Genomic DNA, 21,323 nt, shown 5'->3' with positions numbered 1-21,323 from the left:
GTTTTGAGTTGAGGCGGGCCTTACACGAGGTGCGCCCCCTTGTCCAATGGCCGGTGGATGCCCCCCCGCGCGGGCGGCGTGGCGCGGACGCGGTTGAGAAAATCCCGCGCGCGGTCCACATGGAGAGAGCGGCGGGGACGTCCGCCGCCATTCCCGGCCGGCCTTGAACCGGCGCAGCGGACGAGGATCCTGTCCACCATGTTCATCCAGACCGAAGCCACCCCGAACCCCGCCACCCTGAAGTTCCTGCCCGGCCGGGTCGTCCTGCCCGAGGGCACCTTCGAGGCGCGCGATTCCGTGGCCGCCGCCCGCTCGCCCCTGGCGAGCCGGCTCTTCGACGTGCCCGGCGTCTCGGGCGTCTATCTCGGTCACGACTTCATCTCGGTCACCAAGGCCGAGGACGACAACCTCTGGCCGCAGGTGAAGCCGGCTGTTCTCGGCGCCATCATGGAGCATTTCCAGTCCGGCGCCCCGCCCCTGGCCGAGGGCCACGTCGCCGGCAGCGACGACGCCGAGGAGTTCTTCGACCCGGCCGACCTCGAGACCGTCGAGACGATCAAGGACTTGCTCGAGACCCGCGTGCGCCCCGCCGTGGCCAGCGATGGCGGCGACATCACCTTCCGGGGCTACAAGGAAGGCGTGGTCTACCTGGAGATGAAGGGCGCCTGCTCGGGCTGCCCGTCTTCCACCGCGACCCTGCGCAACGGCGTGCAGAACCTGTTCCGCCACTTCCTGCCGGAGATCCGCGAAGTCCAGGCGATCTGAGGCCCGACATTCCGGCGGGCCGACGCAAAGCCGCAACAGGTTCGCCCGAATTTCTCCACGATGGCCGCTCCGCCCTGACGGAGCGGCCGTTTTTGTCTTAAAGTCGTGGCCCCGGACGCCTTCGCGCGGTCCGGGGGTGTGGCACGATCGGGAGTGAGTTTGCGTATCCTCGCCATCGACACGGCGCTCGACGCCTGTTCCGTCTGCATCGCCTCGGATTCGACCGACGATCTCCTCGCGCACGAGTCGATGGTCCTCGGCCGCGGCCATGCGGAGGCGCTGCTGCCGATGATCGAGCGGGTCGTCGCCCGGGCCGAGGGCGGCTTCGAGGCCCTGGACCGCGTCGCCGTGACGGTCGGGCCGGGCAGCTACACGGGCCTGCGGGTGGGGCTCTCGGCCGCCCGGGCCGTGGGGCTGGCCACCGGCATCCCCGTGGTCGGCGTCACGACCCTGTCGGCCCTGCTGGCGCCCCTGCTCGCCCAGAACGGCGAGGGCCTGATCGTGGCCGCGATCGATGCCCGGCACGGATCGGTCTACCTTCAGGCGATGAGCATGACGGACGGGATCGTCGTGCCGCCGAGCCACCTCCCGGTGACCGAGGCGGCGGCGATGCTCGACGGCGTCGTCACCCTCGTCGGCTCCGGCGCGCCCCTGGTCGCCCAGGCGGCGAAGGCCCGGGGCCTCGACGTGGCGGTCGCCGGCACCGGCGCGGCCGAGATCGCCTGGGTCGCCTCGCTCGGCATGCTGGCGGACCCCGCCCAGGCGCTGGCGCGTCCCCTCTACCTCCGCGGTCCCGACGCCCAGCCGCAAGACCACGCGAGGCTCGCCCGCCGATGACCCGTTCGCTGACGCCGTTCTGGCCCTTCGAGATCTGGTCCGCCTGGTGGGAAGCCTGGGGCACGGCGCCCTACGTCACGCTGCTGCGGGATTCCGGCCAGGCGCGGGCCCTGGCGCGCATCCACGCCACCGCCTTCGCGCGGCCCTGGGACGCGTACGAGTTCGAGCGTATGCTGTGCGAGCGCTCGACCGAGGCGCATGCCCTGTGGAAGAACGGTGCGATCCAGGGCTTCGTCCTGTCGCGCCGGGTGGCCGACGAGGCCGAGATCCTCACCGTCGTGCTGGCGCCCGCCGCCCGCGGCGGCGGCCTCTCGCACAAGCTCGTCGCCGCCCATCTCGAGCACCTCGTTCAGTCCGGCGTCCGGACGGTCCATCTCGAGGTCGACGAGGGCAACGCGCCGGCCCTGAAGCTCTACGCGCGCCACGGCTTCCGGCAGGTGGGCGAGCGGACGGGGTACTACACCCGGGCCGACGGAACCCGCGCGACGGCCCTGACCATGACGGCGGTGCTGGCGTGACGCCACCCGGCGCGCGCTAGCCAGCCGATGTCCCGCCTCGGCGCGTATTGCCGCCTGGCGCTCTGCGCCGTGGCCTTCCTCGTCATCGTGGGGCCTCACCTCCTCAGCCTGCGCTTTGGACGCGGCCGGATCGCGGCCTGGATGCCGGTGCTGTTCCACCAGGTGTTCGTCGCCCTGTTCGGCCTGCGGGTGACCCAGAGCGGCTCGCCGCCGGCGGCGGGCGAACCGGCGCTCGTGCTGGCGAACCACGTCTCCTGGCTCGACATCATCGTCCTGGGCTCCCTGCGGCCGCTGTCCTTCGTGGCGAAGTCCGAGATCGCCGGCTGGCCCGTCATCGGGACCCTGGCGCGGCTGCAGCGCACGGTGTTCATCGACCGGGCGCGCCGGGCCGACACCGCCGCCGTCAACGCCACGGTGGCGCAGCGCCTCGGCCGCGGCGACCTCATCGTGCTCTTCGCGGAGGGCACCACCGGGGACGGCACCCGGCTGCTGCCGTTCCGCTCCTCGCTGGTCGGCGCCGCCCGCGCGGCGGTCGCCGGGGAGGGCCCCGCCCGCATCCGGGTCCAGCCGCTCGCCATCACCTATCCCCGCCGCAACGGCCTGCCGCTCGTCCGCCATCAGCGCCCGGAGGTGGCCTGGTACGGGGACATGGAGCTGGCGCCCCATCTCGCCGCCTTCTTCGACGGCGGCCCCATCGACGTCCACGTGGTCTGGGGCGCGCCGATCGCCGTCGAGGCCGGCACGGATCGCAAGCGCGCCACCGCCCTGGCGGAGGCCTCGGTGCGCGCCGCACTCCAGCGCGGCGTCACCGGCCGGCCACCCCTGGGGCCGGTCTGGTCGGGTCCCCGGATACGCCCCGGCATCAAGGATGGCGCATCGCAGGGGCGAGGGATCGCGACGCCGCAGACGAACCGTGCTATGCGCGGCGCGGAAGTGCTGTCACCGGAATCGGACCGTTGAAGAAAGCCTACGTCAAATCCTACGGCTGCCAGATGAACGCCTACGACGCCGCCCGGATGGCGGACGTGCTGGGTGCCGAGGGCTATGCGGCGACCGACGCGGTGGAGGAGGCGGACGTCGTCATCCTGAACACCTGCCACATCCGCGAAAAGGCCGCCGACAAGGTCTATTCCGAGCTCGGCCGGCTGCGGGTGCTCAAGGGTGAGCGGGCCGAGGCCGGGCACGAGACCCGGATCGTCGTCGCCGGCTGCGTCGCCCAGGCGGAAGGGGCCGAGATCCTGGCCCGCGCCCCCACCGTCGACGTGGTGGTCGGCCCGCAGAACTATCACCGCCTGCCGGACCTGCTGGCGCGCTCGGCCACGAAGCGCGTGGTCGACACTGAGTTTCCGGTCGAGGACAAGTTCGACCACCTGCCGGCCCGCCGCACCCACGGGGTCACGGCCTTCCTCACCGTGCAGGAGGGCTGCGACAAGTTCTGCGCCTTCTGCGTCGTGCCCTATACCCGCGGCGCCGAGGTCTCGCGTTCCGTGGACGCGATCCTGGCCGAGGCCGAGAAGCTGGTGCGCGGCGGCGTCCGCGAGATCACCCTCATCGGTCAGAACGTGAACGCCTATCATGGCCTGGGCCAGGACGGCGGGAGCGCGACCCTGCCGGCGCTGATGCGCGCCCTGGAGCGCCTCCCGGGCCTCCTGCGCCTGCGCTACACCACCAGCCATCCCAACGACATGGACGACGACCTCATCGCCGCCCACGGCATCCTGCCGGCCCTGATGCCCTACCTGCACCTGCCGGTGCAGTCGGGCTCCGACCGGGTGCTCAAGGCGATGAATCGCAAGCATACCGGCGACGCCTATCGCCGAATCATCGAGCGCGTGCGCGCGGCCCGGCCCGATATCGCCCTGTCCTCCGACTTCATCGTCGGCTTCCCCGGTGAGACGGACGCCGAGTTCGAGGACACGATGCGGCTGGTGCGTGAGATCAGCTTCGCCAGCGCCTTCTCCTTCAAGTACAGCCCGCGCCCCGGTACCCCGGCGGCCGACAGCGCCGATGCCGTGCCGGAAGCCGTGAAGTCCGAGCGCCTCGCCGCGCTCCAGGCCCTCCTCGACGCGCAGCGCCACGCCTTCAACGCGGCCGCGGTGGGGCACGTGGTCGAGGTGCTGGTGGAGAAGGCCGGACGCCATCCCGGCCAGGTCGCCGGCAAGACGCCCCATCTCCTGCCGGTCCAGTTCGACGCGCCGGCCTCCACCATCGGCACCGTCGTTCCGGTGCGGGTGATCCGCGCCGGCTCGAACAGCCTGTTCGGCGAGGCCCTCGGCGGCACGGCGGCGGCGGCTTGAGGGCGCGTTCCGGCCCCGTCGGTCGATACGCCGCGCCGATCCGCCCCTGTCCGGCGCGCCCCGGGCGACCATCTCGGAATCGTCTGCGATGCGATGCGGCCTCGGACGGTCGGCGCGGACCTCCTGTAATGAATGAAGGACGACGGCGTGCCGGGATCTGAAGGGTCGAGTGGACGCGGTGGCGCGTTGCGCGGGCGCGGCCCGGCGGCGCGGATCGAGGGCCTGGTCGAGACCGAGGAGGTCTCCCTGACCTTCGACGACAATCGACTCGCGAGCCTGGTCTTCGGCCAGTACGACCAGAACGTCGCGCATATCGAACGGCGCCTGGCCGTGACCGCCACCGCGCTCGGTAACCACCTCGTGGTCAAGGGCGGCGTCGAGGCGGCCGAGAAGGCCCGCAAGGTGTTTGAGCGGCTCTATGCCCGGGTGAAGGCGAGCGGCCTGCCCCTGACCCTCGGCGACGTGGACGGGGCGATCCACGAGACGACGCAGCAGGGCAACCTGTTCCCGGCGGCGGAGGTCAGCGCCGAGCCCGACCGAGCCGTGTTCGACCAGCTCGCCACCCGCAAGCGCGGCGCGGTGCGTGCCCGCAACGCAGCGCAGGACGCCTACATCAAGGCCCTGCGCAGCCACGAGCTCGTCTTCGCCGAAGGGCCGGCCGGCACCGGCAAGACCTGGCTCGCCGTGGGCTACGCCGTGTCGCTGCTGGAACAGGGGCACGTGGAGCGCCTGATCCTGTCGCGCCCCGCCGTGGAGGCCGGCGAGCGTCTCGGCTTTCTCCCCGGCGACATGCGCGAGAAGGTCGACCCGTACCTGCGGCCGATCTACGACGCCCTCTACGACTTCATGGAGGCCCGCCACGTCGACCGCGGCCTGCAGACCGGCGTCATCGAGATCGCGCCCCTCGCCTTCATGCGCGGCCGCACCCTGACCAACGCCGTGGTGCTCCTCGACGAGGCGCAGAACACCACGTCCATGCAGATGAAGATGTTTCTCACCCGCCTCGGTGAGAATTCCCGCATGATCATCACCGGCGATCCGAGCCAGATCGACCTGCCGCCGGGCCAGAAATCCGGCCTCGTCGAGGCGGTGCGCGTCCTCGACGGCGTCGAGGGCATCGGCCGCATCACCTTCCGGGACGTCGACGTGGTGCGCCACGACCTCGTGCGCCGCATCGTCACCGCCTACGAGACCGCGGCCCACGGGGAGGGCGACGCCGACCGCCAGACGGTCTCGCGCCGGAGGCCGCTGTCGTGAGCGCCGGCCCCGCCGGCGAGGCGGAGATCGACGTCGCGATCGAGGACCCGCGCTGGGAGAGCGTCGCGCCCGACCTCGAAGCCTTCGTGATTCGGGCCGTCGAGGCCGGCCTCGCCGTGGCCCCCGCGCCGCCCGAGGGGCCGGTCGAGATCAGCATCCTGCTGGCCACCGACGCGGTGGTTCAGGACCTGAACCGGACCTGGCGCGGCAAGGACAAGCCCACCAACGTGCTGTCCTTCCCGGCGCCGGCGCAACCCGCCCATGCGGGCATGCCAGTGCCCCTGGGCGACGTGGTTCTTGCGTATGACACGATGCTGCGCGAAAGTGCGGAGCAATCGAAGCCGCTCAGCGATCATCTGGCCCATCTCCTCGTCCATGGCACCCTTCACCTCCTTGGTCAGGACCACGAGACCGGCGAGGCGGATGCCGACGCGATGGAAGCCCTGGAGGTCGCGGCCCTCCGTACCCTCGGCGTGCCCGATCCCTATGCGCCCGACCCCTCTTCGGCAGAACCGCCTGCCGAGCGAGCGGCCCCGTGAGCGGCGATCCCGCCTGACACTCCAGATCAGAGAGACATGACAAACGATCGAAGTCGCGGCGCGGCCCAGGCCGCGCCCAGTTCCGGCGACGGTGAGAGCCAGGCCCGCGAGCCCTGGTACGACCGCCTTTTGCACGTCTTCCACCTTCGTCCACGCGATTCGCTGCGCGACGACATCGAGGACGCGCTGGCCGAGCCCGACACCGGCGAGAACGCGTTCTCGCCCCTCGAACGCGCCATGCTCAAGAACGTCCTCGGCCTGCACAAGGTGCGGGTCGACGACGTGATGATCCCCCGGGCCGACATCGTCGCGGTGTCGATGGAGACCAGCCTCGGCGATCTCCTGAAGCTTTTCCGCACGGCCGGGCATTCGCGCCTGCCGGTCTACGGCGAGACCCTCGACGACCCCCGCGGCATGGTCCACATCCGCGACTTCGTCGACCACATCGCGGCCCGGGCCGAGGCCGGCAGCCGTCGCACGCCGCCCGCGGCCCCGGCGACCGAGGGCGAGGCCGCCCCCGTGCTGCCGCCCCGGGCGCGGCGGGGCGCGCGGGCCCTGCGCACCCTCAACCTCGCCAATGTCGACCTTTCGGCCACCCTGGCCGCCACCCGCATCCAGCGCCCCGTGCTGTTCGTGCCGCCCTCGATGCCGGCCATCGACCTTCTGGTGCGGATGCAGGCGACCCGCACCCACATGGCCCTCGTCATCGATGAGTACGGCGGCACCGACGGCCTGATCTCGATCGAGGATCTGATCGAGGTGGTGGTGGGCGACATCGAGGACGAGCACGACGTCGCCGAGGGACACCTCGTCCAGCGCGTCGACGGGGAGGGCGAAGTCTTCGTGGCCGATGCCCGGGCCGGCCTCGCCGAGGTCTCGGCCGCGAGCGGTGTCGACCTCGTAGCGGCCGTCGGGGAGATGGCCGAGGAGATCGACACCATCGGCGGTCTGATCGTGACCCTCGCCGGGCGGGTGCCCTCCAGGGGCGAGCTCATCAGCGGGCCGGGCGATCTCGAATTCGAGGTGCTCGACGCCGATCCGCGCCGGGTGAAGCGCCTGCGCCTGCAGCGCGGCGACGCCCGCATCACCGCGGTGGTGCCCCTGGCGCTGCCCGCCCCGAAGCCCGCGCCCGAATCGCCGGCCGCGTGACGGAGTCGGCATGACCTCGATCCTCGCGGACCGCGCCGGGCGCGGTCCGGCGACGGGACCGCTTGCCGCCCTGGCCCAGTGGGTCATGCTGACCGCCGGCTGGCGCCGCCTCGCCGTCGCGATGGCCTCCGGCGCGCTGGGCGCCCTCGCCATGCCGCCCTTCGGGCTGTTCCCCGCCCTCGTGGTCTCCCTGAGCGTCGCCGTCTGGCTCGTCGACGGAGCTGCCACGGGGCGCCGGGCCACCCGCGGCGCGGTTCTCGCGAGCGCAGTGATCGGCTGGGCCTGGGGCTTCGGCTACCTCACCGCCGGCCTGTGGTGGCTCGGCTCCGCTTTCCTGGTGGAGGCCGAGGAATTCCTCTGGGCCCTGCCCCTCGGCGTCGTCGGCCTGCCGGCGGTGCTCGCCCTGTTCTACGCCTTCGGCTTCGCGCTGGCCCGCCTGCTCTGGTCGCGGGGGGCGCTGCGCCTCGTCAGCCTCGCGCTCGGCCTCTCCGCCTGCGAGTGGCTGCGCGGGCATCTCTTCACCGGCTTCCCCTGGAACACCTTGGGCATGGCGCTCGGCCAGAACCTCTGGCTGATGCAGGGCGCGGCCGTGGTCGGCCTCTACGGCCTGACCGTCCTGGCGATCCTCGTCGCGGCCGCGCCCGCGACCCTGGCGGTCGCCGAGACGTGGCGCGGCCGCTTCGTTCCCCTCGGCCTCGCCGCTCTCGCCCTCGCGGGGCTCGCGGGTTTCGGCGCCCGGCGGGTGCCGGCCGCCGCGGATCCGGTGGTCCAGGGCGTGCGCCTGCGCCTCGTCCAGCCGAACCTGAACCAGGACGCCAAGTTCCGGCCCGAGAACCGTCAGGACATCCTCGACCGCTACCTCGAGCTCAGCGACCGCGCCGCCGCGCCCGACCGCACCGGCATCGCCGACGTCACCCACGTGATCTGGCCGGAATCCGCCTTCCCGTTCCTGATCCAGCGCGACCCCGAGGCCCTGGCCCGGATCGCCGCCGCGTTCCCGCCGGGCAAGCAGCTCATCACCGGCGCGGCCCGGGCCGAGGTGCCGGTGGGCGACGAGCGACCGCGCTTCTTCAACAGCATCCTGACGCTCTCCGCCGGACCGAAATTCGGCGATATCTACGACAAGGTTCATCTGGTCCCCTTCGGCGAGTACCTGCCGGGCCCCCTCGACGCGACCCTGCGCGCCCTGCACATCCGGCAGTTCGTCTCGATTCCGGGGGGCTTCACGGCGGGTGACCGGGCGACCCAGCGGATCATGACCGTGCCGGGCCTGCCGCCGGTGGCGGCGACGATCTGCTACGAGGCGATCTTTCCGGGGGCGATCGTGCCCGGCGCGACGGCGAACGGTCCGCCGCCGGTGCCGGGGCTGATCCTCAACCTCACCAACGACGCCTGGTTCGGCGACACGCCGGGGCCGCGCCAGCACCTCGCCCAGGCGCGTCTGCGCGCCGTGGAGGAAGGGCTCCCCCTGGTCCGCGACGCCAATACCGGCATCTCGGCCGTGATCGACGCCCATGGCCGGATCACCGCCAGCCTGCCGCTGGGCGTCGAGGGCGTCCTCGACGCCGATCTTCCGGCGCGCCTGCCGGGCCGGACCTTCTATGCCCGCCTCGGCGACCTGCCCTTCGGACTAGTCTGGGTCGGATGCTTCCTGACCCTCCTGGCGGCACGGCGGCGAAGCGCGTGAAGACCACCCTGCGGATCACGGCCCGCCCGATCCTGCTCGGTCTCGGCATCATGCTGGTCGCCTTCAACATGCGTCCGGCCCTGACGACCGTCGGCCCGCTCCTCGAGCGCATCCGGGCCGAAACGGCCCTGAGTGCGGCCGGGGCGGCGCTGCTCACCACGCTACCGGTGCTCTGCATCGGCCTCGCCTGCACCCTCGGCCCCTGGGTGATGCGGCGCCTCGGCTCCGATCGCGGCGTGCTCCTCGCCGTGGCGGTGGTCGCCCTCGGCTCCGGCCTGCGCGGCCTCGGGGGGCTGGGACCGCTCTTCATTGGCGCCTGCCTCGCCGCCCTTGGGATCGGTCTCTCGGGCGTGCTGCTGCCGGGCCTGTTCAAGCGCGACTTCCCGGGCCTGACGGGCGTCGTCACCGGTCTCTACACCATGGTGCTCTGCCTCGGCGCCGCGGCGGGCGCAGGCCTGTCGGTGCCCCTCGCCGACGGGCTCGGCGGCTGGCCCGCCGCGCTCGCCCTCTGGGGTGTACCCGCCCTGGCGGCCACCCTCGCCTGGGCCCCCTTCGCCCGGGCACCCGAGACCGCCCCCGGCGCGGCGCGGCGGATCTCCCTATGGCGCGATCGTCTCGCGTGGCAGGTCACCGGCTTCATGGGCCTGCAATCGTCGCTGGCCTACATCATGTTCGGCTGGCTGCCCCTGGTGCTGCACGATCGGGGGCTCAGCGCGGTGGAAGCGGGCTTCGTGTCCTCGCTGATGAGCATCGGGCAGGCGCCGGCCGCGCTCCTGGTGCCGTCCTTCGCGGCCCGGGTCCGCGATCAGCGGGGCTTCGCGGCGGGCCTGCTCGCCCTCTGCGTGCTGGCCCTCGTCGCCCTGGTCTACGGCCCGCTCGCCTGGGCCCTGCCGATCGGGATGCTGCTCGGAGCCGGCCTCGGCGGCCTTTTCGGCCTCGGCCTCACGATCATCGTCCTGCGCGCCCGCGATCCGGCCACCGCCGGCAGCCTCGCGGCGATGTCCCAGAGCGTCGGCTATACGGTGGCGTCCCTCGGGCCCTTGAGCTTCGGGCTGGCGCACGATCTGACGGGCACCTGGGCCGCCTCGACGGCCCTGTTCTGCACCATCGCGGCCGGCGCCTTCCTGTGCAGCCTGGGCGCGGGGCGCGACCGCTACGTGGGCAAGGCCTGACGGGCGGAGGGCCGACCGCCGTCGCCCCGCGACGCCGGGAGCGATCACGCTCCCATCCGGGCGCGCCCGGAGCGCGACGCCCTCTGCGTCATGCAGGACGGCGTCGCGTGAGCGTGGTTCGTCAGAACACCTTTTCAGACGTGTCGCCGCGCGGGGTCGCGCCCGCGATGCCGGCCTTGGCATCGGCCTGCTCGGCGGCGCGCTTGTCGAGTGCGCGCTCCACCACCTTGGCGATGCCCACCATGATGGTGTCGAGGACGTAGTCCTTCGGGGTGTAGACCGCCGTGACGCCCATGTTCTTGAGCACCAGTTCGTCGTCGGGCGAGATGATGCCGCCGACCACCAGCGGGATGTGGTCGAGGCCGGCCTCGCGCATCTTGGCCCGGACGTCCCGCACCAGCGGCACGTGGCTGCCCGAGAGGATGGACAGGCCGACCACGTGGGCACCGGTCGACTTGGCCTTGGCGACGATCTCGGCCGGGGTCTGGCGGATGCCGTCGTAGGTCACGTCGAAGCCGACGTCGCGGGCGCGCAGCGCGATCTGCTCGGCGCCGTTGGAATGGCCGTCGAGGCCGGGCTTGCCGACCACCAGCTTCGGGGTCTCGCCGAGACGCTCGCCGAGATCGGCGATCAGGAGCTTGGCGTCCTGGGCCGCCCCCGAGGAGATGGTCTCCAGGGTGACGCCGGTGGGGGCGCGGTACTCGCCGAAGACCTGGCGCAGGCGCTCGCCCCACTCGCCGGTGGTGACGCCGGCCTTCGCCGCCGCGATCGAGACCGGCATGATGTTGGCGCCCGAGCGCGCCGCAGCCTCGAGCGCGTCGAGGGCGGTCTCCACCGCCTTGCCGTCGCGCTTGGACCGCCACTCGCGGATGCGCTGCTCGGCCTCCATCTCCACCGTCTCGGAGACGGTGAAGATCGCGCCCTCGCCGGCGGTGAGGGGCGAGGGTTCGCCGGCCTGGAACTTGTTCACGCCGACCACGACCTGATCGCCGGCCTCGATGGCCGAGATGCGCCGGGCGTTGGATTCCACCAGGGCGCGCTTGAGGGCGCCGGTCTCAACCGCCGCCACGGCGCCACCGATGCCGCCGATCTCTTCGAGAGCCTGACGGGTCTCGGCCTTCAGGGCCTCGACCTTGGCGTCGATGACCTTCGAGCCGTCGAAGATGTCGTCGTATTCCAGGAGGTCGGTCTCGAAGGCGAGGATCTGCTGCATGCGCATCGACCATTGCTGGTCCCAGGGGCGCGGCAGGCCGAGGGCCTCGTTCCAGGCCGGCAGCTGCACGGCGCGGGCGCGCGCCCGCTTCGACAGGGTCACGGCGAGCATCTCGATGAGGATGCGGTGGACGTTGTTCTCGGGCTGCTGCTCGGTCAGTCCGAGCGAGTTCACCTGAACGCCGTAGCGGAAGATCCGCTTCTTCGGATCGGTGATGCCGTAGCGCTCCTGGGCGATCTCATCCCAAAGCTCGGAGAACGCCCGCATCTTGCAGATCTCGGTGACGAACCGCATGCCCGCGTTCACGAAGAACGAGATCCGGCTGAACACGTCGGCGAAGCTGGCCTCGTCGAAATCGGGGTCGTCGCGCACGGTGTCGAGCACCGCGATGGCGATGGCGAGCGCGTAGGACAGTTCCTGCACCGGCGTCGCCCCGGCCTCCTGCAGATGGTAGGAGCAGACGTTCATCGGGTTCCACTTCGGCACTTCCTTGGTCGTGAACAGAATCACGTCCTTGGTCAGCCGGAGGGACGGCGCGGGCGGGAACACGTAGGTGCCCCGCGAGAGGTATTCCTTGATGATGTCGTTCTGGGTGGTGCCCTGAAGCCCTGCGAACGGCGCGCCCTGCTCCTCGGCTACCGCGAGATAGAGCGACAGCAGCCACGGCGCCGTGGCGTTGATCGTCATCGAGGTGTTCATCTGCTGCAGCGGAATCTGGTCGAACAGGGTCCGCATGTCGCCGAGATGCGCGATCGACACGCCGACCTTGCCGACTTCCCCCCGGGCGAGCTCGTGGTCGGGGTCGTAGCCGGTCTGGGTCGGCAGATCGAAGGCCACCGAGAGGCCGGTCTGTCCCTTGGCCAGGTTGCCGCGATAGAGCGCGTTCGACTCCTTGGCATTGGAATGGCCCGCATAGGTGCGGATGATCCACGGCTTGTCGCGCTTGGTCTCGGCGACCGCTGCCTGTCCGCTCATCCCGGAACACTCCCTCAAGACTGAATTTGATGTGATCTCAAATTGCATTTGACTGCTGTCGATCACTTGCGGCGCACCCTAGCGAAGCGCGTTCGCCACGTCATCAGCACCAAAGACCATCCGCGGCAGCCCAGGTCTGCGCGGTCTCGTCGACGCCCTCGAACTCACGGAAACGTGCCGCCCATTGGGGGGACCGTGCGGTCCAACCCTGGTGCCGCAGCCCGGCCTTCCGGGGACGGTCCCAGCGACCTGTGGACAACTTCGCAAAGCTGGGTGGGTCGGGTAGCCCCGTCGCACATCCGCGAATTGGACATTGGTACAAGCCAGCGTCGGGCCGTATCGCGGCGCTGCCGCGGGCGGCAGATCGTCGGGAGGTGGGCCACGGGCAGATAAGCCTGTGTACGAAGGGCGCTAAAGGCCCGGTGCATCACGAGAATATTGAATACAGGATGCCGTCGGCTCAAGAAGCGGCCTCTTCTTGTGGGCGTGAAGGTTTCTTGGCCTCAGCCGAAAAGATTCTTGGCGGTTCGGGCTCTTGGACGGCTCTCGGTTCGCCGATATAGCGAGCAGCACAAGAAGTGACGGGGAGAGCCAAGATGGCCGCGAGCGCTGCGTCGAGCACGACGGAACTGAAGGACCTGTACGAGATGGGCGAAGTGCCGCCCCTCGGACACGTGCCGGCGAAGATGTACGCCTGGGCGATCCGGCGCGAGCGGCACGGGCCGCCCGAGCAGTCGCACCAGCTCGAGGTTCTGCCCGTCTGGGAGATCGGCGACGACGAGGTCCTGGTCTACGTCATGGCCGCCGGCGTGAACTACAACGGCGTCTGGGCGGGCCTCGGCGAGCCGATCTCGCCCTTCGACGTGCACAAGGGCGAGTACCACATCGCCGGCTCGGACGCCTCCGGCATCGTCTGGAAGGTCGGCGCCAAGGTGAAGCGCTGGAAGGTCGGCGACGAGGTCATCGTCCACTGCAACCGCGACGACGGCGACGACGAGGAGTGCAACGGCGGCGACCCGATGTTCTCCCCATCCCAGCGCATCTGGGGTTACGAGACCGGCGACGGCTCCTTCGCCCAGTTCTGCCGGGTGCAGTCGCGCCAGCTCATGGTGCGCCCCAAGCACCTGACCTGGGAGGAGGCGGCCTGCTACACGCTGACCCTCGCCACCGCCTACCGGATGCTGTTCGGTCACGCCCCGCATACCGTGCGCCCGGGCCAGAACGTCCTGGTCTGGGGCGCCTCGGGCGGTCTCGGCGTGTTCGCCGTGCAGCTCTGCGCCGCCTCGGGCGCCAACGCCATCGCGGTGATCTCCGACGATTCCAAGCGCGACTACGTCATGAGCCTGGGCGCCAAGGGCGTGATCAACCGCAAGGAATTCGACTGCTGGGGCCAGCTGCCGAAGGTTAACTCGCCTGAGTACAACACCTGGCTCAAGGAAGCCCGCAAGTTCGGCAAGGCGATCTGGGACATCACCGGCAAGGGCAACGACGTCGACATCGTGTTCGAGCATCCGGGCGAGTCGACCTTCCCGGTCTCGACCCTGGTGGCCAAGCGCGGCGGCATGATCGTGTTCTGTGCCGGCACCACGGGCTTCAACATCACCTTCGACGCCCGCTACGTCTGGATGCGCCAGAAGCGCATCCAGGGCTCGCACTTCGCCCACCTGAAGCAGGCCTCGGCCGCCAACCAGTTCGTCCTCGACCAGCGCATCGACCCGTGCATGAGCGAGGTCTTCCCCTGGGAGAAGATCCCCCAGGCCCACACCAAGATGTGGAAGAACCAGCACGCCCCGGGCAACATGGCCTGCCTTGTCAACGCGCCCCGCGCCGGCCTGCGCACGGTCGAGGACGTGATCGAGGCCGGAAAGCGCTAGGCGGCGGAAGCCGTCACGGCCTGCCCGTTTCGGCGGGCGGGCTCGGAGCGACCCTCACCTGCCCTTCTCGGAGGGCAGGTGTTTTGCGTATTCCTCACGCTCTTCCTTCTGCTTGATCAGGTCCGCGTAGGCTTGGCGCATCTCGGGCGACACTGTCACCGAACGCGCTTTCTCCTTCTTGCGCTTGGGCGCTTTCTTGAACTGGTTGGTGGTCTCGGTCATCGCCGCCCCTCGTGTCGTGCCGAACAGGGAGCATACGCGCGATGCGCGACGATCGCGAGACGCGCGGACGCCGTCTTTCAGGGGCGCCCCCTGGCTGTTAGATATCGCCCAAGCGCGACGCCCCGACCGTTCCTGGGAGAGGCCGCCGCGCATCGCGAGACCACGGCTACCGGCATCATGGAAAAATTCACCACCCTGGAGGGCGTCGCGGCGCCCATGCGGATCATCAACGTCGACACCGACCGGATCATCCCGAAGCAGTATCTCAAGACCATCAAGCGCACCGGCCTCGGCAAGGGCCTGTTCTCGGAAATGCGCTACCACGACGACGGCTCCGAGAACCCGGATTTCGTCCTGAACAAGCCGGCCTACCGCAACGCCAGGATCCTCGTGGTCGGCGACAATTTCGGCTGCGGCTCGTCGCGCGAGCACGCGCCCTGGGCCCTGACCGATTTCGGCATCCGTTGCGTCATCTCCACGAGTTTCGCCGACATCTTCTTCAACAACTGCGCCAAGAACGGCATTCTGGCGATCACGGTCTCGCCGGAAGACCTGGAGAAGCTGTTCGAGGATGCGGAGCGTGGCTCCAACGCGACCCTGTCGGTGGATCTCGAGGCCCAGACCATCAAGGGGCCCGACGGCGGCACCCTGCACTTCGACATCGATCCCGGCCGCAAGGAGAGCCTCCTGAACGGCCTCGACGAGATCGGCCTGACCCTGAAGCGGGCGCCCGCCATCGACGCCTACGAAGAGAAGCTCGCCGCGCGCGGCTTCGCCTGAATTCGGGCGAACCCGGCCCTCCGCTCGATCGCAGCGCGGTTGGGCTCGGGGTGGCCGGGTCCGGAGGGCGACCGCCCCGGAGCATTCCGCTCCGGCCTCAACCGTTCGTTAACCCTGGTATCGCCTGAATCGGCGATCACAGTTTCGACGAACGCATTGGCGGAGAACACGATGGCATTCGGCCGATCGGGTAAGACGGCGACCCTCTCCTGCGGAGCGGCCGCGGCCCTCCTGGCGATCTGCGCCCCGGCCCGGGCCGACTTCCAGGATTGCCTCGGCAGCCTGCAGGCGCAGGCCGCCGCGCAGGGCATCTCGGCCCAGACCTTCCGGGCGGCGACGGCCGGGATCACCTACGACGAGAAGGTGCTGGAACTCTCTCAGGCTCAGCCCGAGTTCAAGACGCCGATCTGGGACTACATGGCCGCCCTCGTGGACGAGGAGCGCGTCGACGACGGCAAGGCCGCCATGCGCCAGCACGCGCAGGCCTTGGCCAATGCGGAGGCTCGCTACGGCGTCGACCGGCACACCATCGCGGCGGTCTGGGGCGTCGAGTCGAACTTCGGGAAGAACCTCGGCAAGATGCCGCTGGTGCAGTCCTTCGCCACCCTGATCTGCGCCAATCATCGCCGGAAGGAGTTCTTCAAGGGCGAGCTGATGGCGACCCTGAAGATCATCGAGCGCGGCGATATCGATCCCTCCCGGTTGAACGGCTCCTGGGCCGGCGCCTTCGGGCAGACCCAGTTCATGCCCACAACCTATCAGCGCCTCGCCGTCGACGGGGACGGCGACGGGCGCCGCGACCTCGTCGATTCGGTGCCGGACGCGGTCGCCTCCACGGCGAACTTCCTGCGCGTGGCCAAGTGGAACAACGGCCAGCCCTGGGGTTACGAGGTGAAGGTGCCGCGCGGCTTCAGTGCCGGCGCGGCGGGGCGTAAGAACAAGAAGGCAATCGCCCACTGGGCCTCCCTCGGCGTCACCCGCATCGACGGCCGTCCACTCTCGGGCGAGGGACCTGCCGGTATCCTGCTTCCGGCCGGCATCGACGGACCGGCCTTCCTGGTGACGAAGAACTTCGACGCGCTCTATTCCTACAACGCCGCCGAATCCTACGGCCTCGCAATCGCGGTGCTTTCCGACCGCCTCCGCGGTCGCGGCGGCATCCAGGCCGACTGGCCCACCGACGATCCGCCGCTGTCGCGGGCCGAGCGCCGCGACCTGCAGGCCCGCCTGACCAAGCGCGGCTTCGACGTCGGCGAGCCGGACGGCAAGGTCGGGTCCAAGACCCGCGACGCCATCAAGGAGGTCGAGCGCAGCCTCGGCATGCCGCCCACCGGCCGGCCAGGGGCCAAGGTTCTGGAGGCGCTGCGACGCGGATGAGCACACGGCGCCTGATCGACTCCGGCTCGCCCTTCGAGTCGGCCTACGGCTATTCCCGCGTCGTGGTGCAAGGCGGCTTCATCTTCGTGGCCGACACCACCGGCTACGACTATGCCACGATGACGATGCCGGTCTCGGCGGCCGACCAGGCCGAGGCCTGCTGGCGCACCATCGGCGACGTCCTGGGGCAGGCCGGGGCCGGGCTCGCGGACATCGTGCGGGCTACCCACTACGTGACGGATCGAACGGAGGCCGAGGCGGTACTCGGGGTCTGCGGCCGGATCCTGGCCGAGATCCGGGCCGCCGCCACGATCGTGGTCGTCGCCGGCCCGCTGCGTCCCGAGATGAAGGTCGAGATCGAGGTCACGGCGCTGCTGCCGTAGGAGGGGTTCGTCCCATGGGTGGGCCGCTGATCGCACTCACCGGCGCCACGGGCTTCATCGGGCGGCACCTGCTGCGAAGCCTGTCGCAGCGCGGCTTTCGGGTGCGCATCCTGCTCCGTCGGCCTGTCGAGGTCGCGGAGGGCGCGAGCAGCGCCGTCGTCGGCGACCTGACCCGGCCGATGAACATGGCCGCGGCCCTCGCAGGCGTCGACGCGGTGGTGCATTCCGCCGGATTGTCGCTGACCATGTCGGGCACGCCCGAGGACGATTTCCGGTCGTCCAATACGGAAGCGACCCTGCGGCTCGCCGAGGCCGCGGTTCGCGCCCGGGTCCAACGCTTCGTCTTCCTGTCCTCGATCCGGGCGCAGACCGGGATCTCGGCGGCCGGGATCGTGACGGAGTCCGATCTGGCCGCCCCGACCGACGCCTACGGGCGCTCGAAGCTCGCGGCCGAGGCGGCCCTGGCCGAGACGGGGCTCGATTGGGTCGCCCTGCGCCCCGTGCTGGTCTATGGCGCCGGCGTGAAGGGCAACGTCGCGACCCTTCTGCAACTGGCGCGCTCCGCCATGCCGCTGCCCCTCGCCAGCCTCAGGGGCCGCCGCTCCCTCGTCTCGGTGGAATCGCTGGCGCAGGCGGTTGCCGTGGCGCTCGAAGCGCCCGGTCCCTTGCGTCGCCCGCTCATCGTGGCCGAGCCCGACCCGCTGACGCCGGGCGAGATGGTCACGGCGTTGCGGGCCGGCTTCGGACGAGGCGCCGGCCTTCTGCCGACGCCGTCCGTGTTGCTGGGGCTCGCCTGTCGGATGGCCGGACACGAGGCGGCCTATGCCCGCCTCTCGACCAGCCTCGTCGCGCGCGCGGATGGATTGGCCTCGCTGGGATGGAGGCCGGAGGGCACAGCGCGGGACGGTCTGGAACGCTTCGCCCGCAGCCAGACATGACGAAGGCCCGGGATCGCCTGCCGGGCCTCGACCGATGCGAAGTTTTTCGCGGTCTGCCGGCTCAGCGGCGGACGTCGAGCACGTCGCCGGACCGGCTGTCGAGAACGACGGAGATGTCGTCGCCCCGGCGGTCCGAACCGCGGACGATCAGGCGCGGGCCGCGGCGGTCGACGCCGTCGACATCCACCAGACCCTCGCGGCGGGCGATGCGGGCAGCCTCACCGCGCGTCAGCTCGCTGCGCGGCGGGCCGCGATCGTCGTAGCCGCGGCGGTAGCCCGGATCGACCTGGACGCCGCCGGGACCGATGGAGATGCCCTGGGCGAAAGCGGGAGCGGCGGACAGGCCAAGGCCCAGGGCCACGAGGCTGCCAACCAGGCGCGTCGAACAAATTCGCATGATGTCTTCCCCTCTCTGACAGGCGCGCCGCCTCGATCCATTGCCGGCGCTGCGCATCCTTCAGTTTGGGGCCTCAATCGACGCGGGTCTGAATTTGTTCCTGAGCAGCATCAGCGTACCGCGCGAATCGCTGCGGCCACGGCGTCGTCGGTCTGGTCGATGTCCGGCGCGTCGATGTGGCGGAAGCGCGCCTGGATGAGGCCGAAAGCGCCGAAGGCGAAGTGGCCCGCGGCCACGATGGCGAGCAGCACCCAGCCATAGGGTTGCGCGCGCAAAGCCGCGAAGGCGCCGGCCAGACCCTTGACCTCCGAAGAAGCCTGATACCAGGCCGCCGCGATGAAGAACCCGCCGATGATCAGGAAGGCGAAGCCCCGGGCGGCGTACCCGAACTGGCCCACGGGCTTGGCCCAGCGGCAATGGTCGGCATCGAGCTTCAGGCGATCGGTGACGTCGCCCTTGAACGCCTTGACCAGGAAGGCGACACCGCCCCCCATCACCCCGAGGCCGATCAGGCCCACGAGCCACAGGCCGAAGGGCTTGGCCAGAAGCCAGGCCGTCCAATCCTGGGCGGCGTCGCCGCCCCCGCGCCCGAGGCCGAGGGCGAGGCTCGCGGCTGTGATGGCGAGGCCGGTATAGATCGCGGCGCTCAGGAGATGGGCGAGCCGGACGGTCAGGCCCTTCAGCGAGGTCCCGCGCCGGTCGGCATCGGTGAGGCCCTCGATGAAGCGCCAGACGGCGAATCCCAGCAGCCCGGCCGCGATCAAACCGACGAGCACCACGCCGAACGGTCCGGCGAGGACCCAGCGGAGCGCACTCTCGCTGTCGCCGGCACGGCCGCCCTGGCCGATGGCGGCCAGCACGGCCAGCCCCCCGACGATGCAGTAGACGATGCCGCGGGCGCCGTAGCCGAATCGAGCGACGCGCTCGATGGTGTTGTGTCCGAGGGTGAGCAAGGCGTTTCCCGGGGTCGCGCGACGTTATCCGTCGGAGGAACGCACAGCCTTGCCGGATAGTGCCACGTAGAACCCGAGACCGTCGCCGGCCGGGAGGGTCTGCAGGCGATCGACGAGGCCCTTGCGCTTCGCGTCGAGGAGCAGGCGCCCGATCGGCTGGAACAGGGTTTCGCCCCCGCCCTCCGGCGGTGGAGCCAGGCGGATCGCCACCGTCTTGCCCTTCCCGAAGCGACTGCGTTCCAGCATGTCCGCGAGGGAGGCCTCCGCGGTCGGACGATTGGTCTCGCGCAGGTCGAGGACCGATTCCGCATCGGTCACCCCGAGCGAACCGCGCAGCTTGTTGGCGTAGAAATCTTCGAAGTGGGGCACCGGGCGGCTCAGTCCTGGCTGGAGACGAAGATGGCGCGCCTCGCAGCGCAACGCCATCGTAGCCGTCCGTCAGTCCCGGGCACAACGGGCTTCGATGCATCGCTCGCGTCCCCGGCGCGGAAGCCGTGCCGGGGACGCGACGACAGGGTGGCTCAGCCGTGCACGAGCACGTTGCGGAACTGCCAGGGATCGCTGGTGTCGATGTCCTCGGGGAACAAGCCCGGGCGGCCGGTCAGCGGGGTCCAGTCGGTGTAGACCCCGACGACGGGGCCGAGATACGGCGTCTGCACCTCGAGGCAGCGCCGGAAGTCCATCTCGTCGGCCTCGACGATGCCGGCCTCCGGGTTCTCCAGGGCCCAGACCATGCCGGCGAGCACCGCCGAGGTGACCTGCAGGCCCGTGGCGTTCTGGTAGGGGGCGATGCGCCGGGTCTCCTCGATGGAGAGCTGCGAGCCGTACCAGTAGGCGTTCTTGGCGTGGCCGTAGAGGAGGACGCCGAGCTCGTCGATGCCGTCCACGATCTCGGTCTCGTCGAGGATGTGGTGCTGCTCCTGCACCTTGCCGCCGTTCCCGAACATCTCGTGAAGCGACAGGACCGCGTCGTTGGCCGGGTGATAGGCGTAGTGGCAGGTCGGGCGGTAGGCGGCGCGCTCGCCCTCCAGCACCGTGTAGTAGTCGGAGATCGAGACGGCCTCGTTGTGGGTCACGAGGAAGCCGAACTGCGACTGGGCGGTCGGCGTCCAGGAGCGCACGCGGGTGTCGGCGCCGGGCTGGAGCAGGTAGATCGCGCAGCGCGACCCCTTCTCCTGCTCACGGGCGTTCTCCGGCTTCCAGGTCTCGTGGGTGCCCCAGCCGAGCTCGGCCGGCTGGTTGCCCTCGGAGACGAAGCCCTCCACCGACCAGGTGTTGACGAAGACGCCCATGGGCTTGGCCGACTTGGCGCGCTGGGTGTCGCGTTCGGCGATGTGGACGCCCTTGACGCCGACCTCGCGCATGAGCGCGGCCCAACCGGCGCGGTCCTTCGGCTCGGAGATCTTCAGCCCGAGATCGCCGGCGACGTTGAGGAGGGCCTGCTTCACGAACCACGACACCATGCCGGGATTGGCGCCGCAGCACGACACGGCGGTGATGCCGCCGGGGCTCGCGGTGCGGGCGTCCAGGATCTCCTGGCGCAGAGCGTAGTTGGTGCGGTCGCCCTGGCTCTTGGTCTTGTCGAAGTAGAAGCCCGGCCAGGGCTCCGCCACGGTGTCGATGTAGAAGGCGCCGAGTTCGCGGCACAGCTCCATGATCGCCCGCGACGAGGTGTCGACCGAGAGGTTCACACAGAAGCCCTGGCCGCCGCCCTCGGTAAGCAGGGGCGTCAGGATCTCGCGGTAGTTCTCCTTGGTCAGCGCGACCTGCTCGAAGCGCAGGCCGTGCTGATCGGCCAGGGCCTTGTGCGCGTCGGACGGCTCGATGACCGTGAAGCGGGCCTTGTCGTAGGCGAAGTGTCGCTCGATCAGCGGCAGCGTGCCGCGTCCGATGGAGCCGAAGCCGATCATCACGATGGGGCCGGTGATGCGGCCGTGGACGGGCCAGGTGGTGGCGGCTTCGGTCATGGGCGTGATGTCCTTCTCAGAGA

The 21,323-nt window shown here is 70.4% G+C and carries 21 protein-coding genes; 15 read left to right on the top strand and 6 right to left on the bottom strand.

Annotated features, from left to right (window positions below):
• Nucleotides 1-198 precede the first annotated feature (198 nt).
• From ASF20_RS08465 to ASF20_RS08420, 10 genes are all read left to right on the top strand, one after another.
• Nucleotides 199-765, top strand: a complete 567-nt coding sequence (locus ASF20_RS08465) for a NifU family protein (protein ID WP_056272925.1) — start codon at nt 199-201, stop codon at nt 763-765.
• Between the two features lie 159 nt (nt 766-924).
• Nucleotides 925-1,602 (top strand): tRNA (adenosine(37)-N6)-threonylcarbamoyltransferase complex dimerization subunit type 1 TsaB, encoded by a 678-nt coding sequence (gene tsaB, locus ASF20_RS08460; RefSeq protein ID WP_056210900.1) that lies wholly within the window; start codon nt 925-927, stop codon nt 1,600-1,602.
• Nucleotides 1,599-2,120, top strand: a complete 522-nt coding sequence (locus ASF20_RS08455; protein ID WP_056272923.1) for a GNAT family N-acetyltransferase — start codon at nt 1,599-1,601, stop codon at nt 2,118-2,120. Before tsaB ends, ASF20_RS08455 begins: the two co-directional genes overlap by 4 nt.
• Before the next feature lie 27 nt (nt 2,121-2,147).
• Nucleotides 2,148-3,080 carry a lysophospholipid acyltransferase family protein gene (locus ASF20_RS08450; RefSeq protein WP_082501234.1) on the top strand — a complete coding sequence of 311 codons (933 nt, stop codon included), beginning with the start codon at nt 2,148-2,150 and terminating at the stop codon, nt 3,078-3,080.
• Nucleotides 3,077-4,417, top strand: a complete 1,341-nt coding sequence (gene miaB, locus ASF20_RS08445) for a tRNA (N6-isopentenyl adenosine(37)-C2)-methylthiotransferase MiaB (protein WP_056272920.1) — start codon at nt 3,077-3,079, stop codon at nt 4,415-4,417. The genes ASF20_RS08450 and miaB overlap by 4 nt, the downstream gene beginning before the upstream one ends.
• Before the next feature lie 147 nt (nt 4,418-4,564).
• Nucleotides 4,565-5,674: a PhoH family protein gene (locus tag ASF20_RS08440; RefSeq protein WP_156648017.1), complete on the top strand. Its 1,110-nt coding sequence runs from the start codon at nt 4,565-4,567 to the stop codon at nt 5,672-5,674.
• On the top strand, nt 5,671-6,213 hold the full coding sequence (gene ybeY, locus ASF20_RS08435) for an rRNA maturation RNase YbeY (protein WP_056272914.1): 543 nt from the start codon (nt 5,671-5,673) through the stop codon (nt 6,211-6,213). Before ASF20_RS08440 ends, ybeY begins: the two co-directional genes overlap by 4 nt.
• Before the next feature lie 36 nt (nt 6,214-6,249).
• Complete coding sequence (locus ASF20_RS08430) at nt 6,250-7,362, top strand: hemolysin family protein (protein ID WP_056272911.1); 1,113 nt, start codon at nt 6,250-6,252, stop codon at nt 7,360-7,362.
• A gap of 10 nt (nt 7,363-7,372) precedes the next feature.
• Complete coding sequence (gene lnt / locus ASF20_RS08425) at nt 7,373-9,049, top strand: apolipoprotein N-acyltransferase (RefSeq protein WP_056272910.1); 1,677 nt, start codon at nt 7,373-7,375, stop codon at nt 9,047-9,049.
• Nucleotides 9,046-10,221, top strand: coding sequence for an MFS transporter (locus ASF20_RS08420; protein ID WP_244476359.1), 1,176 nt, complete (start codon nt 9,046-9,048; stop codon nt 10,219-10,221). Before lnt ends, ASF20_RS08420 begins: the two co-directional genes overlap by 4 nt.
• Before the next feature lie 121 nt (nt 10,222-10,342).
• Here the strand turns inward: ASF20_RS08420 and ASF20_RS08415 are convergent, their stop codons facing one another.
• A complete protein-coding gene (locus ASF20_RS08415) occupies nt 10,343-12,409 on the bottom strand; it encodes a protein meaA (protein WP_056272906.1) in 2,067 nt (688 codons plus the stop codon).
• 596 nt (nt 12,410-13,005) lie between these two features.
• On the opposite strand from ASF20_RS08415, the gene ccrA reads away from it, so the two are divergent.
• A complete protein-coding gene (gene ccrA, locus ASF20_RS08410; protein WP_056210916.1) occupies nt 13,006-14,283 on the top strand; it encodes a crotonyl-CoA carboxylase/reductase in 1,278 nt (425 codons plus the stop codon).
• 54 nt (nt 14,284-14,337) lie between these two features.
• Here the strand turns inward: ccrA and ASF20_RS24590 are convergent, their stop codons facing one another.
• The gene (locus ASF20_RS24590) at nt 14,338-14,505 is read right to left on the bottom strand and encodes a hypothetical protein (RefSeq protein WP_200917632.1); all 168 of its coding nucleotides are present in this window, start codon (nt 14,503-14,505) and stop codon (nt 14,338-14,340) included.
• A 177-nt stretch (nt 14,506-14,682) separates the two neighbouring features.
• Between ASF20_RS24590 and leuD the strand changes: the two genes are divergently transcribed.
• The 4 genes from leuD to ASF20_RS08390 all read left to right on the top strand — a co-directional run bounded on the left by leuD (nt 14,683) and on the right by ASF20_RS08390 (nt 17,983).
• Nucleotides 14,683-15,285: a 3-isopropylmalate dehydratase small subunit gene (gene leuD, locus ASF20_RS08405; RefSeq protein ID WP_056272904.1), complete on the top strand. Its 603-nt coding sequence runs from the start codon at nt 14,683-14,685 to the stop codon at nt 15,283-15,285.
• 171 nt (nt 15,286-15,456) lie between these two features.
• Nucleotides 15,457-16,662, top strand: a complete 1,206-nt coding sequence (locus ASF20_RS08400; RefSeq protein ID WP_082501232.1) for a lytic murein transglycosylase — start codon at nt 15,457-15,459, stop codon at nt 16,660-16,662.
• A complete protein-coding gene (locus ASF20_RS08395; RefSeq protein ID WP_056272901.1) occupies nt 16,659-17,045 on the top strand; it encodes a RidA family protein in 387 nt (128 codons plus the stop codon). Before ASF20_RS08400 ends, ASF20_RS08395 begins: the two co-directional genes overlap by 4 nt.
• 14 nt (nt 17,046-17,059) lie before the next feature.
• Nucleotides 17,060-17,983, top strand: a complete 924-nt coding sequence (locus ASF20_RS08390) for an NAD-dependent epimerase/dehydratase family protein (protein WP_056272899.1) — start codon at nt 17,060-17,062, stop codon at nt 17,981-17,983.
• Between the two features lie 61 nt (nt 17,984-18,044).
• Here the strand turns inward: ASF20_RS08390 and ASF20_RS08385 are convergent, their stop codons facing one another.
• The 4 genes from ASF20_RS08385 to ASF20_RS08370 all read right to left on the bottom strand — a co-directional run bounded on the left by ASF20_RS08385 (nt 18,045) and on the right by ASF20_RS08370 (nt 21,300).
• The gene (locus ASF20_RS08385) at nt 18,045-18,380 is read right to left on the bottom strand and encodes a hypothetical protein (RefSeq protein ID WP_056378374.1); all 336 of its coding nucleotides are present in this window, start codon (nt 18,378-18,380) and stop codon (nt 18,045-18,047) included.
• A gap of 110 nt (nt 18,381-18,490) precedes the next feature.
• Nucleotides 18,491-19,333: a DUF1206 domain-containing protein gene (locus tag ASF20_RS08380; protein WP_056272893.1), complete on the bottom strand. Its 843-nt coding sequence runs from the start codon at nt 19,331-19,333 to the stop codon at nt 18,491-18,493.
• Nucleotides 19,334-19,357: 24 nt separating this feature from the next.
• Entirely contained in the window at nt 19,358-19,702 is a 345-nt protein-coding gene (locus tag ASF20_RS08375; protein ID WP_056210929.1) for a hypothetical protein, read from the bottom strand.
• A 152-nt stretch (nt 19,703-19,854) separates the two neighbouring features.
• The gene (locus ASF20_RS08370) at nt 19,855-21,300 is read right to left on the bottom strand and encodes a homospermidine synthase (RefSeq protein ID WP_056272890.1); all 1,446 of its coding nucleotides are present in this window, start codon (nt 21,298-21,300) and stop codon (nt 19,855-19,857) included.
• Nucleotides 21,301-21,323: the final 23 nt, after the last annotated feature.

Origin of the sequence: Methylobacterium sp. Leaf88, from assembly GCF_001422795.1 — a bacterium.
In the GTDB taxonomy this organism is placed as follows: Bacteria; Pseudomonadota; Alphaproteobacteria; order Rhizobiales; family Beijerinckiaceae; genus Methylobacterium.
The sequence above is the reverse complement of the archived record's forward strand: the minus strand, read 5'-3'. Positions and strand labels throughout refer to the sequence as shown.

Excerpts from the sequence above, each read along its gene's own strand:
- ASF20_RS08465 (WP_056272925.1), top strand. The coding sequence starts at position 199 with ATGTTCATCCAGACCGAAGCCACCCCGAACCCCGCCACCCTGAAGTTC.
- ASF20_RS08455 (WP_056272923.1), top strand. The coding sequence starts at position 1,599 with ATGACCCGTTCGCTGACGCCGTTCTGGCCCTTCGAGATCTGGTCCGCC.
- ASF20_RS08450 (WP_082501234.1), top strand. The coding sequence starts at position 2,148 with ATGTCCCGCCTCGGCGCGTATTGCCGCCTGGCGCTCTGCGCCGTGGCC.
- ASF20_RS08430 (WP_056272911.1), top strand. The coding sequence starts at position 6,250 with ATGACAAACGATCGAAGTCGCGGCGCGGCCCAGGCCGCGCCCAGTTCC.
- lnt (WP_056272910.1), top strand. The coding sequence starts at position 7,373 with ATGACCTCGATCCTCGCGGACCGCGCCGGGCGCGGTCCGGCGACGGGA.
- ASF20_RS08415 (WP_056272906.1), bottom strand. The coding sequence starts at position 12,409 with ATGAGCGGACAGGCAGCGGTCGCCGAGACCAAGCGCGACAAGCCGTGG.
- ccrA (WP_056210916.1), top strand. The coding sequence starts at position 13,006 with ATGGCCGCGAGCGCTGCGTCGAGCACGACGGAACTGAAGGACCTGTAC.
- ASF20_RS24590 (WP_200917632.1), bottom strand. The coding sequence starts at position 14,505 with ATGACCGAGACCACCAACCAGTTCAAGAAAGCGCCCAAGCGCAAGAAG.
- leuD (WP_056272904.1), top strand. The coding sequence starts at position 14,683 with ATGGAAAAATTCACCACCCTGGAGGGCGTCGCGGCGCCCATGCGGATC.
- ASF20_RS08400 (WP_082501232.1), top strand. The coding sequence starts at position 15,457 with ATGGCATTCGGCCGATCGGGTAAGACGGCGACCCTCTCCTGCGGAGCG.
- ASF20_RS08395 (WP_056272901.1), top strand. The coding sequence starts at position 16,659 with ATGAGCACACGGCGCCTGATCGACTCCGGCTCGCCCTTCGAGTCGGCC.
- ASF20_RS08390 (WP_056272899.1), top strand. The coding sequence starts at position 17,060 with ATGGGTGGGCCGCTGATCGCACTCACCGGCGCCACGGGCTTCATCGGG.
- ASF20_RS08385 (WP_056378374.1), bottom strand. The coding sequence starts at position 18,380 with ATGCGAATTTGTTCGACGCGCCTGGTTGGCAGCCTCGTGGCCCTGGGC.
- ASF20_RS08370 (WP_056272890.1), bottom strand. The coding sequence starts at position 21,300 with ATGACCGAAGCCGCCACCACCTGGCCCGTCCACGGCCGCATCACCGGC.